The 12,313-nt window shown below is 58.4% G+C and carries 14 protein-coding genes, 1 tRNA gene and 1 pseudogene; 3 read left to right on the plus strand and 13 right to left on the minus strand.

Going from position 1 to position 12,313, the window contains the following annotated elements:
* Nucleotides 1-16: 16 nt before the first annotated feature.
* The 3 genes from can (at nucleotide 17) to HBN63_RS19840 (ending at nucleotide 2,410) form a co-directional block, all read left to right on the plus strand.
* A complete protein-coding gene (gene can, locus HBN63_RS19830; RefSeq protein WP_160088338.1) occupies nucleotides 17-661 on the plus strand; it encodes a carbonate dehydratase in 645 nt (214 codons plus the stop codon).
* Nucleotides 662-664: 3 nt separating this feature from the next.
* Nucleotides 665-1,573: a DMT family transporter gene (locus tag HBN63_RS19835; protein ID WP_170050597.1), complete on the plus strand. Its 909-nt coding sequence runs from the start codon at nucleotides 665-667 to the stop codon at nucleotides 1,571-1,573.
* A gap of 624 nt (nucleotides 1,574-2,197) precedes the next feature.
* Complete coding sequence (locus HBN63_RS19840; protein ID WP_170050598.1) at nucleotides 2,198-2,410, plus strand: hypothetical protein; 213 nt, start codon at nucleotides 2,198-2,200, stop codon at nucleotides 2,408-2,410.
* A 12-nt stretch (nucleotides 2,411-2,422) separates the two neighbouring features.
* Here HBN63_RS19840 and HBN63_RS19845 read toward each other — a convergent pair whose 3' ends face one another.
* The 13 genes and pseudogenes from HBN63_RS19845 to HBN63_RS22025 form a co-directional block, all read right to left on the minus strand.
* Nucleotides 2,423-3,283, minus strand: coding sequence for a hypothetical protein (locus tag HBN63_RS19845; protein ID WP_170050599.1), 861 nt, complete (start codon nucleotides 3,281-3,283; stop codon nucleotides 2,423-2,425).
* Between the two features lie 88 nt (nucleotides 3,284-3,371).
* Nucleotides 3,372-6,260 carry a DUF927 domain-containing protein gene (locus HBN63_RS19850; RefSeq protein ID WP_170050600.1) on the minus strand — a complete coding sequence of 963 codons (2,889 nt, stop codon included), beginning with the start codon at nucleotides 6,258-6,260 and terminating at the stop codon, nucleotides 3,372-3,374.
* Nucleotides 6,257-6,481, minus strand: a complete 225-nt coding sequence (locus tag HBN63_RS19855; RefSeq protein WP_170050601.1) for a hypothetical protein — start codon at nucleotides 6,479-6,481, stop codon at nucleotides 6,257-6,259. The genes HBN63_RS19850 and HBN63_RS19855 overlap by 4 nt, the downstream gene beginning before the upstream one ends.
* The gene (locus tag HBN63_RS19860; RefSeq protein ID WP_170050602.1) at nucleotides 6,478-6,711 is read right to left on the minus strand and encodes a hypothetical protein; all 234 of its coding nucleotides are present in this window, start codon (nucleotides 6,709-6,711) and stop codon (nucleotides 6,478-6,480) included. Before HBN63_RS19860 ends, HBN63_RS19855 begins: the two co-directional genes overlap by 4 nt.
* Nucleotides 6,708-6,881, minus strand: coding sequence for a hypothetical protein (locus HBN63_RS19865; protein ID WP_170050603.1), 174 nt, complete (start codon nucleotides 6,879-6,881; stop codon nucleotides 6,708-6,710). Before HBN63_RS19865 ends, HBN63_RS19860 begins: the two co-directional genes overlap by 4 nt.
* 392 nt (nucleotides 6,882-7,273) lie before the next feature.
* On the minus strand, nucleotides 7,274-7,615 hold the full coding sequence (locus HBN63_RS19870) for a hypothetical protein (RefSeq protein ID WP_170050604.1): 342 nt from the start codon (nucleotides 7,613-7,615) through the stop codon (nucleotides 7,274-7,276).
* Nucleotides 7,612-7,890 carry an AlpA family phage regulatory protein gene (locus HBN63_RS19875; RefSeq protein WP_170050605.1) on the minus strand — a complete coding sequence of 93 codons (279 nt, stop codon included), beginning with the start codon at nucleotides 7,888-7,890 and terminating at the stop codon, nucleotides 7,612-7,614. The genes HBN63_RS19870 and HBN63_RS19875 overlap by 4 nt, the downstream gene beginning before the upstream one ends.
* A complete protein-coding gene (locus HBN63_RS19880) occupies nucleotides 7,887-8,150 on the minus strand; it encodes a helix-turn-helix domain-containing protein (protein ID WP_170050606.1) in 264 nt (87 codons plus the stop codon). Before HBN63_RS19880 ends, HBN63_RS19875 begins: the two co-directional genes overlap by 4 nt.
* Nucleotides 8,151-8,223: 73 nt before the next feature.
* Complete coding sequence (locus tag HBN63_RS19885) at nucleotides 8,224-8,994, minus strand: hypothetical protein (RefSeq protein ID WP_170050607.1); 771 nt, start codon at nucleotides 8,992-8,994, stop codon at nucleotides 8,224-8,226.
* Between the two features lie 286 nt (nucleotides 8,995-9,280).
* A complete protein-coding gene (locus HBN63_RS19890; protein WP_170050608.1) occupies nucleotides 9,281-10,522 on the minus strand; it encodes a tyrosine-type recombinase/integrase in 1,242 nt (413 codons plus the stop codon).
* A 168-nt stretch (nucleotides 10,523-10,690) separates the two neighbouring features.
* A tRNA-Met gene (locus HBN63_RS19895) sits at nucleotides 10,691-10,767 on the minus strand.
* A 285-nt stretch (nucleotides 10,768-11,052) separates the two neighbouring features.
* A pseudogene (locus tag HBN63_RS19900) lies at nucleotides 11,053-12,200 on the minus strand (IS3 family transposase).
* The coding region (locus tag HBN63_RS22025; RefSeq protein WP_262499061.1) for a hypothetical protein at nucleotides 12,098-12,313 on the minus strand (216 nt) is incomplete at its 5' end. The gene HBN63_RS22025 and the pseudogene HBN63_RS19900, both read right to left, overlap by 103 nt.

Consider the following 12,313-nt stretch of genomic DNA (forward strand, 5'->3'; position numbering starts at 1 on the left):
AATCCGGGAGTGACGCATGAGCGATTTACAGCACCTCTTCGACAACAACGCGCGTTGGGCCGAAGCGATCAAGGAAGAAGATCCCGAGTTCTTCGCCAAGCTGGCCCAGCAGCAGGTGCCCGAGTACCTGTGGATCGGCTGCTCCGATGCGCGGGTGCCGGCTAACGAGATTGTCGGCCTGCTGCCGGGCGATCTGTTCGTGCACCGCAACGTCGCCAACGTGGTGCTACACACCGACCTCAACTGCTTGTCGGTGATCCAGTACGCGGTCGATGTGCTCAAGGTCAAACATATCCTGGTTACCGGGCACTACGGTTGTGGCGGCGTGCGCGCATCGATGCAAGACACTCAGTTCGGCCTGATCGACGGTTGGCTGCGCAGCATTCGCGACCTCTACTACGAGCACCGCGAACACCTGGCGCAGTTGCCCAGCGAAGAAGAGCAGGTCGATCGTCTGTGTGAGCTCAATGTGATCCAGCAAGTGGCCAACGTCAGCCACACCACCATCGTGCAGAACGCCTGGCATCGTGGGCAGCCGCTGGCGGTGCATGGCTGCATCTACGGCATCAAGGACGGCCGCTGGAAGAACCTCAACGTCACCGTCAGCGGCATGGAGCAGCTGCCGCCGCAATACCGCCTGCGCCCGCTCGGTCAGCGCTGAGGTATGTCGTCTTCCGTGCGTCTCGCGCTGGCTGGCCTGCTGCTGGCGACGCTGTGTTGGTCCGGCAATGCTTTAGTAGCGCGAGCGTTTGCCGGTGAGATTCCACCGTTTGCCTTGTCATTCTGGCGCTGGAGCCTGGCGCTGGTGCTGCTGTTGCCCTTCGTGGCCAAGCCGCTCTGGCAACACCGCTCGGCATTGCGTGCGGCCGGCTGGCGTTTGCTGGTGCTCGCCGGTGTCGGCATCGCTGGGTACAACAGCCTGCTGTATGCCGCTGCGCAAACCACCGCTGCGATCAATATCACCCTGGTCAACACCTGTCTGCCACTGATGACCTTTATCGGCGCGGGCCTGCTGCTTGGCGAGTGGCCGCATCGGCGCGCGTGGTGGGGCATGGCTGTGGCCGCAGGCGGGTTGCTGGTGCTGATCAGCAAAGGCAGTTGGGCCAGCCTCAGCGGCCTGGCCTTCAATAAAGGCGATCTGATCATGCTGCTGGCGGTGGCTGACTGGGCGCTCTATTCATTGCTGCTGCGGCGTTGGGCCAGCTACCTGCTGCCTATCCCACCGCTGGCCCTGCTGGGCGTATTGATGCTGCTGGGCGTACCGCTGATTCTGCCGTTCTATCTCTACGAGCTGGCACAGGGCGCACACTTCAGCGTGACACCACACAACCTGGCTGCCATCGGCTACACCGCCATCTTCGCCTCACTGCTTGCTTACCTCGCCTGGAACCACGCTATCCGCATTCTCGGTGCGGCCAAGGCCGCACTCTCCAACTACTTGATGCCAGTGTTTACTGCACTACTGGGCTGGCTACTGCTAGGGGAGGGGCTGCAAAGCTACCACTGGATCGGGGCTGCGTTGATCTTCGCTGGTCTGTTGCTGGGCACGCAGGTGCTCGCAAAAAATCGCTGAGTGATCACGTAGAGGTTCTCAGGCAAGCAAATACGCGCGGTTGCTAGAGGTGTGGTGGCTGCGGGGCAAAGACAGACACTGGACGTTTTAATTGTCGGGATGCCCGAGCACCAAGATATGTGCCGCTAGACGTAAGTCGCTTCTAAGCAAGATGAACATCAAGCAAGGACGGGGAGGGTAGTTGGAATGTAGTCTGTTTGTAGACTGCCCGGAAAAACAAGGGCTTAGCTTTCGCTAAACCCTTGTTTTGTTTGGTGGTACGCAGTCAATTGAACTGGATGGCTAAGTGCCTGATTTTATTGGATTTGATTGTTTCGTATTTTGTTAGGCATACACCAGGGCATACACGGTGCCGGCTGCTGGGGTGATTCTTGGCTGATTTCTGAACAGCAATTGCCTTGCCTCCCTGGTCAGCCTTCAACGTGAGCCAAGGTAATAAAGACGGACATGCCTGCCAAATTCCCAGCTAGAAAACGGGCGGGGCTCGAATTACCCGTGTAGGGTGGCACCCCTTCCAGAGGACCCGTAAAAGCCGGCCTCAACGTGAGTTTGGCTCACGCACAACAGCGCACCGCCAAGACTTTGCCCGCTGCTGGCCACACCCCTAACGGGGCGGTGGGGGGAATGCAAAACCGTACCCCTCAAATTTCCGGTGTAACTTGTGTAAAAGGTGTAATCGAAAGCCTGAAACCCAGCATTGGCGGGGCTTTCAGCCACATTACACAATTGCATAAAGCCGCATACACCAATGCAAAACTACACCAATGGTGTAATGGGCTGGGTTGTGCGCAGGCAATAAAAAACCGCTGGCGTGATTACACCAGCGGTTGGGTTTAGAGCGGTTGAACGTTATGCGGCTGTCAGCACGTCGAAGCTGATCCCCTCGCTTATCTCCAACACGTAACGCTTATCAATGAATCGATTGCCCCCGCCTGGCGACAGTAGAGGCAGGTTCAAATCATCAACAGACCCGTATCGCCAACCGAGTTCCCGCTCAGCTGCATTAACATGAGCCGCAAGCGCTGCCAGCTCATACGTGGCTTTCTCAAGTCTATCGGCCCACAGGTAGCGGGTGGCCTTTAGCAGCTCGCTACGCATTGCATCAAGCTGCTCGGCTGCTGCATCAATAGCCTGATCGATTACCAATATCTCGGCTTTAACTGCATCAGCTACAGCCTCTGTAGCCGAATCACCGGCCCGGATTAATGCCAGTGCCGCAGAGGCGGTTTGAAGATCCCCCTGTGCTTTTTTCTCAGCCGCTACCGTTCCACCAACCCTTGCCTTTGCATATTCCCGCGCTGCGGTTTGCTCAGCCTCAACAGCAATACCTAGAGCATTCTGCTGCTCAGCCAACAGGGTTGATAACGTTTCTTTAATACTTTGGCGCTGGGCTTGCAGTGCTGAAAGCTCACTCTGTGCAGCAGCAACCTTTTCACGAGTGCGCCCCATGGTGGCGCTCGCACCGTTTACGCCTTCCTCCCAATCGGCCAACCGCTCAAGCCGCGCCACTTCCTTCTTATGGTGGTCAAGCTCAGCCTCGGCCTGTGCTACAGCACCCTCTTCAGCATGAGGATAGGCAGGGCGGGAGGTTCTGTTGTTGTGGTACTGAAGTACGGCCAGCTTGGCAATTTCCCGAAGTGGGGTCAGTTGCTCGTTAAGGCTTTCAATTGCGTCCTGGTGCTGCTTAATTTGTTTGCGGTAGTCATTCATGGTGTAACTCCAATTCGATAAAGGGTCTGTTAATTCGTGGGCAGGCCAGGCCCGAAAGCGCCGGCTGTTCTCCCGTTTGAGCGGGCCGCTAAGCAGCCTCGGCTTCGGTTTCACTGGAGAACAAAGCAGCAGCGGCCACCACATAGGCGCGCCCACTCGGCATGCCGGGCATGGTCACGACTTGGGCGGCTTTGCCCTTGGGGTCTGGCTGCAAAATGCCGCGCTCGATCAGCTCACGATTAACCGTGCGTAGGTTCATTCCCTTAAACACGTCGTCACGCCAAGCGGTGGGGAAAAAATAAAAGGTCACAGTCGTGGTCAGCACATCGCCATAGCCGTGATCCAGTGTGCGCCGAAAGCCCAGGCGGTCAGTGGTGCGCGGGGCATGATCGTCCGTCTTGGCGGCGATACCGTCCCAGCGGGTAAAGCGGCTTTCCCCGGAACGCTCCACCACCAAACGCAGTCGGGTCACGATGGCGTCACCTTCCAAATGCCCAGCGCCACCACGCTCAGCCAGCCACGCAGCAAAGCAAGCCTTAGCCGCTTTATGGGCGGTCGCATCCGGCCAGCCAGTAACGCCCAGCGCCGTTGCAAGTTCGCCAGCAGCGGCAACCAAACCAAAGCGGGCAGCGGCGCGGTGTGCCTGGCCGCTGGCGTTTGCGGGTAACGCTTCGGCTGCGAACCGCTCCGCCGTTTTCCGCAACATGGCGGTGTATGCGAGCAACTTGCCGGGCTCACAAAGGGCCGTGAGGAAGGCCAGCAGCGGCGTGCCGTAATACTTCTTTACCCTGGCCTGAAGTGCATCGGATAAAGCCGCGCCACCATCAAAACCATGCAGGGTATCGAACAGGCCAAAGCCTTGGCCCGCATCGGCATGCATCGCCAGCATGCGTACTTCCATACCGGCTTTCAGTTCCCGCCCAGCCTCGGCCATCGTTTCGGCCAAAGTCTTTTCACCGCTCGACACAAACAGCAGCCGCCATTCCTGCACTGGCTTGCCTGCCTGCCCGCGATCATTGGCGCGTGCCTTGCCGGTGCCATTGCCCAGCATGTAGACAGTTTCACCCACAATGCGCGGGTCACACTGGCTGATTTCATCCAACACCAGCAGGCCGTCAGAGTGGGCGGCGGCGATACTCTCAAGCGCGTTATCAGTGCTGCGCCATGAGCGCTCAAAAGCGGGCGGGCCATACACCGAACAGGCCACCCGGCCAGTGGTGCTTTTTCCGCTGGAGCTGATCCCGTGGAAGTGAAAGCCGCCCGATTCCTGCCCAAGCAATTGCAGCAGCGGCCCAGCAAAGGCAATGCTGGTGGCAAAGGCTAAGCGATGGTTGCCAACGCAAAGCGCGCCTATCTGCTGCTGCCATTGCTCCAGGGTGCCGGCCTGACTAATCGGCGGTAGCGCCGCGCCAGCCTCATAAAAATGCAGGTGCTCGCCACAGTTACCAATCACGCGATCCGGCAACAAGTAAGCATTGCCATGCCAACCCAAGCGCGTGACCAGGCGCGCGCGTTCGGCGCTGTCATAGCCTTGCAGGTAGCTTTGCAAGTCGTTGCGAGAGTTGCGCGCTGCACGCACTGGGGCAAGGCGTAGCCCCATGTTTACCAGCGGGCCTAGCACCTCTTTGCCAAAGTCCCCGGCCATGCTGCTGGCCGATATATTCAGGCGTTTTTTGTCGCCGTCTGGGTCGTCAAACTCAACCAGTAACCCCCAGTTACTGCCCTTGGCATCACGGGTGCGGGCCAGTATTTCCAAGCGGGAACACACGTGGCGCGGCTCGCCATCGTCGCCCGAATAAAACACCCCATCGGCGGTTACACGAAAGCCACCCGGCACCGTTTCGGCCTTGGGCTTGCGGGCACTTTTGCTGCTGGCAGCGGGCTTGGCTTTGGTTGCTGGTGTAGCAACTGGAACCAAGGCGAACAGCTCCCCGGTGCGCTCCAGCTCGGCCAAGTGGGCAGGCGTCCAGCCCTTGGCCGCAGCATCGGCGGCATCATCACCTTCGGCCCATTCTCCACCAGGTGCGAAGGTCACAGCATCACCGGCCAAGCCAGGCCGCTGGCTGAATATGGCCAGCGCCATAACCCGCACAGACGCCGCGCCAAGCTGGCGCAAGCGTTCGGCCAGTGCATCCATGCAAGCCAAACCGGGCGCATCATTGTCGGGCCACAGCAGCACGTCACGGCCTACCAGCGGGGCAAAATCTGCTTTCTGCAATGAGTTGGAACCGTTCGGCCAGCAGGTGGCAACGTAGTGGGGCAACAGCTCGGCAGCAGCATCGGCGGCTTTCTCACCTTCGCAGACCACCACCGGGTCAGCAGCACGCGCGGCCAGGTGATCGAGGTGCAGCAGCGGGCGCGGTTCCGACAAGCCTTGCCAGCGCCATTGCTCGGCACCGTCGCTGCTGTTCTTGCACCAGGTCAGCGGGGCAAACACCTTGCGCGGCGTGCCGCTTTCATCCGGCCCCAGGTCAAAGCGATACAGCACAAACAGGGGGCGGGCTTCGGCGTCTTTATAGACCCATACCTTCGCCGGCTTGCCGTGCTGGCGATGCTTGGGCGGGCACTTGCGCATCACCTCATCAGGAATGGGCAGCACGGGCACCCACTCCGGTGCCTTGGCCTTGCTGCTGGCCGCAACGGGCACACTGCCTGCCGTGACGTTGAGGAAGTCTGCCAGCTTGTTGCAGGCTTCCACGTCCGTGCCGCCGTCCAGGTAGCGCACCAGGTCGATTAAATCCCCGCCCTTTTCGCCGGTCGCAAAGTCGCACCAAGTGCCTTTGGCCAAGCTCACCTTGAAAGAGCCGGCATGCTTGTCGGCGCGGCGTGGGTTGGGGGCGGTGTATTCTTTGCCGCCGTCCGTGACCTTGCCGCCTGGTAGCCAGCGCGTCAGCACTTGCGTGATTGCCCGCAGCGCAGCGGCTTTCACCTCGGCAAAGGTTGGGTACTTTGGTTTGTTGTCGGCAGGGTTGCTCATGGGCGCACCCCCGTGATTTCGATTTGCCGGCGTTGGCAGGTATCCACAAACCGCTTTAAGCATTCCTCATTTTCGGCGGCGCTCAGCAGGCCAGCCGCGTACATGGCATGAATGCTGTTTAAGCTGCTCCGGTACAACAGACTAAGCAGCTCAGGCGTTGGTGCAGCGGCGGCGCGTGTAACGTACATGTCCGCTATTTCTAAGGCATTCGTGATGTTCATTGCGCACCCCCAGCCATGCGGGCCGCTTCAATGCGCAATTTCTCAGCATCAACATCCAGCATATTGGCGAAGTCATCAGCGATATAACGGCCAGCCCTGGCCACGGCGGCAGCGTCTGCCTTATCAAGTGAGCGCATGGCAGTAAACAGGCCGCTCAATATGGCCATCGCATCGCTGGCCCCATTCAGTTGAGCCTCACAATCAAGCATGGTTTGACGATGGGCGTTCATTGCGCACCCCCTACAACTTCCAGGGCGCGGGCTTTGGCCATGGCGGCGTTGTAACGGGCCAGGCGGACGGAGAGGGACGAATCAGCGTGCAGCGCGGCGATGGCGCGGGCCTTCAGGCTGGCGGCGTGCTGTTGAATGGCGGACGGATTGAGGGCGTGCGGTTGCTTCATGGGTACGGCTCCTTTGTGTGAGGAACCGCCACGGCCTGCTGCAAAACAGGATTGGGTGGCGGCTGTACGCAGGTTTGCAGACCGGACACAAAGGAACCCGGCGCGCCCGAAAGCGCCCTGCGCACAGCCACCATAAAGCGAGATAGCAGGCACAAAAAAAGCGCCTGCTGTCGAACGGTGGCGCTTGTGCGCCTTTGTGTGATTCGGGCTGCAAAACCCGTTCGCTGATTTTGCAGCGACGGCGGCAGAGTAGCGCGGTGTTTTGGGGAACGCAAGCGGCGCTTGCTGAAGGCAAATAGTGGGCATAAGATGGCCTCGCGGTGTAGCTGCTCGGTGTGGCTAAGCTGTAGTTCTCACATGACGCCTACGGTTATCCGTGGGCGTTTTTGTTTTCAGTGCACGGTTGGCGGCGGACGCTTGAGCGATAACCAGCCCAGGTACTCACCTTGGCGGGCGCGGTGCTCAAACTCGGCCAGCGCCTCACCGGCCAGCAGCAAGCTTGGGATCAACTGGCTTGCATCGCTCACCTGTGCATCTTCTGGCGGCTCAATGGCGAGCATCGTCCAGGTGCCTCCAGGCCAAAGCACAAACATCACCTGTGCGCCTTCGGCTAGGGCACGGTCACGCAGCGCCTTTAGCCCAAACTGGCCACGCCGTTGCAGCTCGCTAAAGCCGGGAAGCGCCAGCGCTTCGGGGTTATCTAGAAGGTTGTGTGGCAGGAATATCGGCATCATGCGGCGGCACTCCCGCGCGCAGCGATCCGCGAGCGCACCCATTGCTGTACTTCGGCCAACACCCACGCCACCGGGGCACCACGGGCGGTGCTGTCGCTCAACTTCACCGGCAACGGAAAACCGCTTTCAGGCTGGCGCATCAGCTTGTAAATGGTGGGGCGGGCAAGTCCAACGATTGCCTGCACATCCGAAATTCGAATCAGGGTGGTGGCTGGGTCAAGCTGGCCAACAGGTGACGCAGGCGGTTTGATTGGGCTCACGGTCGCAGCGCTCATACGTCACCGCCTTGCCGCTTGCCGGCCTCCAGCCAGGCCATAACATCGGCTTTACGGTAACGAACACGCGAGCCGCATTTAATCCATGCAGGGCCACCCCAGCGCCTGGCGCGCCAGCCTGCGAGCGTGCGGGGCGACATACCGAGAAAATCGGCAACTTGCCCAGTGGTTAATAGATCGGTGTGGGCAGCGCCAAGGGCCGGATGATGGCCTTGGCTAAGCGCTAGCGCGCGGGCGGTGCGGTGGTGTGGGGTGGTCATTGGTAGCGTCCTGTATCTTGGTTGAGACAGGCGCACAATGATTAGAAGAGCGTTTTAATTCGATTGGAAAGAATTAGCTTTCACCCAAAGGTCTGACCTCAAGCCAGTGGGGTGGTGCTTTCAGGAAGCGGAAATCTTCAAATACGGTTCCTTTGAACTCATTTTTTCTCAGGGAATCATTTAGGAAGTTACAGGGCTCTCGTTCGCTATGATTTCTCCAGTATTGCGGCACCCATTCGGGCCTGAGTTGGCAGGCTAACCTGCACGCCCCCATAAACGTGATCGCGACCGAAAGCCTATAAATGCTCAGCGTCAGGGCGCCAAGCTCCAGAATGTGCGCAGGGGGTTGGCGCTTATGGCGTCCCTGTCCCTTGGGGCTTGGCAAGTTTTTAAACTCAGGCTCTTCTGCTAAGCGTGGCAGCCAAGTTAGCAGTTCGGCAGGCTTGTAACCGTCACGCTCAACAAGCCATTTGGCATGTTGCAGTTCTTCAGCTCTTGCCCATTGTAGATATTGCTCATGCCATTCCAGCGCCTGCAAACCAGCAGCACCGATGATATTTTGGCGCGGTGTTCCATGTTGATCCATGTGGTCAAGCCAGGCAGTAAAGGCCCAGAACGAACATTGAGCCTCGATAATGGCGCCTGTGCTTGGCTGGTAGAACTGCAATAACAACCCCCACTCATAAACAAATAGAGTATGGCCATCTAGTTCAAGCGTTACAGGGTGGCCAAGCGGCAGGCGTTGATCTAGCAGTAGCTCAATATCAAAAAGCGACCAAGACGTCTCTACGCGCCATAGCCGCCCGCCCGCATTGAATTTTATCGCAATGCAATAGCCGGTCATTAGTTGCCCCCTTGCCCCGGATCGGCGCCCATAAACCCCGCGCCGGCTTGCGCTGGTGTACGGCGGGCCACGCTAACAACAGAGCGGCCAGCAGGCAGGAACGGGGGCGGTGTATGCCGTAACAGCGCTTTCCCATTACACCATTGGTGTAGTTTTGCGTTGGTGTATGCGGCTTTATGCAATTGTGTAATGTGGCTGCAAGCCCCGCCAATGCTGGGTTTCAGGCTTTCGATTACACCTTTTACACAAGTTACACCGGAAATTTGAGGGGTACGGGTTTGCATGCCTAAACCGCCTTGCCGAAGTTACCCGCCACCACGTTGCCAGCGGCTAGTTTGTCCAGGTGATCGGCATACCATTGCAGCATGGTGGTGCGTTGCTCCAGGTACTGGGCTTTGTTGTAAATGCCGCGCACACCGGGTGCCTTGTGACTCAACTGGGCTTCGATATGGTCAGCGGTAAAACCATGCTCGTTGAGTATGGTGCTGGCGATATGGCGGAAACCGTGGCCAGTCTGCCGGCCCTCATAACCGAGGCGGCGCAGGGCCATTAGAAACACGGTATCGCTTCGGGGTTTGGTGCGGTCACTGCGGCCAGGGAACAGCAGGGCATAGGCTCCAGTGATCGGGCGCAGTTCTTCCAGCAGGGCAATGGCTTGGCGGCAGAGTGGCACCAGGTGTTCGCGGCCCTTCTTGCGGCCTTTGCGTTCTACCGGGATCGTCCACAGCTTCTTGGTAAAGTCGAACTCTGACCACTGGGCTTCCCGTAGCTCACTGGGGCGGACGGCCAGCAGGGTTAGCAGGCGCAAACCTAGCTGAACATCCTTGGCGTGTGGGTATGACTGAATGGCGCGGAGTAGGGCGGGCAGTTCATCAGCCGAGACGTGGGCGTAGTTCTCGGCCTTACCGGCTGACAGGAACTTATGCACGCCGTCCAATGGGTTGTTCACTGCACGGCCTGTCACACGGGCCAGGTCGTACACGTCCTTGCAGTAGGCGCGCACCCGGCTCATCTGTTCCAGAATGCCTTGCTGCTCCATACCGCGCAGCAGTTCCATCCACTCCATAGACAATATGCCGGTGTACGGACGCTTGCCGAAGGCGGGGAACACATGGCGTTCAAGTGCACCCATCACCCGCTTGGCGGTGCCAGCGTCCCAGCTGTTGAGGCGAGAGGCGTACCACTCCCGTGACAGGTGCTCAAAGGTGTTATCTGCTGCTGCCTGTTCTTCAGCCTTGCGGGCCTGCTTACTGGCGAGCGGGTTTTTCCCTTCAGAGGCATCGGCCCTCAGATCAGCAGCCTTTTGCCTGGCCAGTGAGCCACTCACTTCGGGATAGCCACCCAGGCCAAGCCATGACCACTTGCCGTCTGGCTTCTTGTAGCGCAGTTCCCATGACTTGTTGCCGTTGGGCTTAACCCGGAAATACAGGCCCGCGCCGTCAAGTTCACGGTAGGCCGTGGCCTCAGGCTCTAGGCCGGCAAGGGTGGTATCAGCCAGGGGGCGGCGTTTGATCTCTGAACGCTTCATTTTTGTGTATGCCCTCAGTTCAACTTTTATTGAAGCATACACAGGGGCATACACGGTGGGAAGGTATAGGGGTAGACAGAGGTGAACAGCCAGACACAAGAAAGCCCGCACTAGGCGGGCTTCTTGGGCTGTTTAGTAGGCTGTCAGAGACAGCTATAAACAGGTGTTTGGTGGCTACGCAGGGACTTGAACCCCGGACCCCAGCATTATGAATGCTATGCTCTAACCAGCTGAGCTACGTAGCCGAGTGGCGCGCATTATTCGCGTCTTGGAGTTAGGTGTCAACCCTGTTTTGCGAAAATTTCTGCGCGCGATCAATCGCTTACACGTTATTCGAGCCCCTATAACTGCTAGACCATAGATACAATGCGCCCATCTATTGCCCTATTTCTGGAGCTGCTTCAGTTGAGTGTCCCTTGAGGTGAATGTTTCAGGCAAAGCCGCCAGGTTTGCTACGGATTTTTATACATCATCCTGTTGTGTCAAAATTCCCCAGGCGATGTTGTGGTCAACGAATTCTGGACACTGGTTTAGGTGTACCCGGCCAGTGATTTGGCTTCCACCGGCGTTTTGTATCCGTTGTAACTTTGTGGCCGTGGATGGTTGTAATGGTCCGTCAGTTAACGCAGCACGTCCGCCTCAGCCTGTTATTTGTTGGTATAGCCATGCTCTGGCATCCACTCCCTTTTTAGACTTCTGAAAAAGCGCTCCATCGGTGTGTTATTCCAGTAATTGCCACGGCGACTTATGCTCTGTTTGATCTGGTAACGCCACAGCATTTGGCGGAACTCGATGCTGGTGTAATGGCTGCCTTGGTCAGAGTGAAACATCAGCTGCTGCGGACAACCACGGGACTCAAAAGCCACGCGCAAAGCGCGCGTCGTAAGTTGTGAGTCTGGTCGATTGGACAACGCCCAGCCCACGATGCGGCGCGCATACAGATCCATCACCGCCGCCAGGTAGATCCAGCGATTACCCGCCCAGATGTAGGTCACGTCGCCGCACCACACTTGGTTGGGGCCGCTCACTGTGAACTGCCGATCCAGCTCATTCGCCGCGATAGAATTTTCACCATCAGCTCGACGATAACGATGCTTGCGCGTTTGCGAACTGAACAGCCGGGCCTCTTTCATAAGGCGTCCGGCCAGAAAACGCCCCACCGCGACACCCTGTATCCGCAGCGCCGCTGACAATGTTCTGGCTCCAGCTGAGCCGCGACTCTGTAGATGAAATTCAGTGGCCAACTGGCGCAATGCAATCCGCCGATGATCTACCCGGCGGCGTCGCTTGCAGGCGTCGTAGACACTGCTGCGATGTACGCCAAATACGCGGCACAGCTCGGCTCGTGGATATCGCTCGCCCAATACCTCGATCAGGCTTATTGATCGAGGGAGTCCGACATTAAGAGAGCGGTAGCCTTTTTTAGGATCTCTTTCTCCCGCTCTAAACGCCGAACCTGGGCCTCAAGGTCTTGTATGCGTTTCTGCTCGGGAGTCATGGCCTTACTGCGCGGCGGGGTTGTGCCACCGCGCTCACTGCGCAGTTGCTCCACCCATCGACGTAATGCCGTCGGGCCTACGCCCATCGACTTACCTGCCTCGGGGATGGAATAGCCTTGATCCAGAACCAGGCCTGCTGCTTCGAGTTTGAAATCTGTACTGAATGTGTTGGCGCTGATGGAAAATTGACCCACCCTGCCGATTGAAATTTGACCCAGGGCGGATTGCTGATTTTGTTACCAGCAACTGTGGATAAGTCTACCAGCGCAGCTGCTGTTGCCCCCACTCCTTC

The organism is Pseudomonas sp. WS 5011, from assembly GCF_012985775.1.
GTDB classification, from domain to species: Bacteria; Pseudomonadota; Gammaproteobacteria; order Pseudomonadales; family Pseudomonadaceae; genus Aquipseudomonas; species Aquipseudomonas peli.

Coding starts and splice junctions, on each gene's coding strand:
- can (WP_160088338.1), top strand. CDS start 17: ATGAGCGATTTACAGCACCTCTTCGACAACAACGCGCGTTGGGCCGAA.
- HBN63_RS19850 (WP_170050600.1), bottom strand. CDS start 6,260: ATGAGCAACCCTGCCGACAACAAACCAAAGTACCCAACCTTTGCCGAG.
- HBN63_RS19840 (WP_170050598.1), top strand. CDS start 2,198: ATGCAAAACCGTACCCCTCAAATTTCCGGTGTAACTTGTGTAAAAGGT.
- HBN63_RS19880 (WP_170050606.1), bottom strand. CDS start 8,150: ATGACCACCCCACACCACCGCACCGCCCGCGCGCTAGCGCTTAGCCAA.
- HBN63_RS19870 (WP_170050604.1), bottom strand. CDS start 7,615: ATGATGCCGATATTCCTGCCACACAACCTTCTAGATAACCCCGAAGCG.
- HBN63_RS19865 (WP_170050603.1), bottom strand. CDS start 6,881: ATGAAGCAACCGCACGCCCTCAATCCGTCCGCCATTCAACAGCACGCC.
- HBN63_RS19845 (WP_170050599.1), bottom strand. CDS start 3,283: ATGAATGACTACCGCAAACAAATTAAGCAGCACCAGGACGCAATTGAA.
- HBN63_RS19875 (WP_170050605.1), bottom strand. CDS start 7,890: ATGAGCGCTGCGACCGTGAGCCCAATCAAACCGCCTGCGTCACCTGTT.
- HBN63_RS19855 (WP_170050601.1), bottom strand. CDS start 6,481: ATGAACATCACGAATGCCTTAGAAATAGCGGACATGTACGTTACACGC.
- HBN63_RS19835 (WP_170050597.1), top strand. CDS start 665: ATGTCGTCTTCCGTGCGTCTCGCGCTGGCTGGCCTGCTGCTGGCGACG.
- HBN63_RS19890 (WP_170050608.1), bottom strand. CDS start 10,522: ATGAAGCGTTCAGAGATCAAACGCCGCCCCCTGGCTGATACCACCCTT.
- HBN63_RS19885 (WP_170050607.1), bottom strand. CDS start 8,994: ATGACCGGCTATTGCATTGCGATAAAATTCAATGCGGGCGGGCGGCTA.
- HBN63_RS19860 (WP_170050602.1), bottom strand. CDS start 6,711: ATGAACGCCCATCGTCAAACCATGCTTGATTGTGAGGCTCAACTGAAT.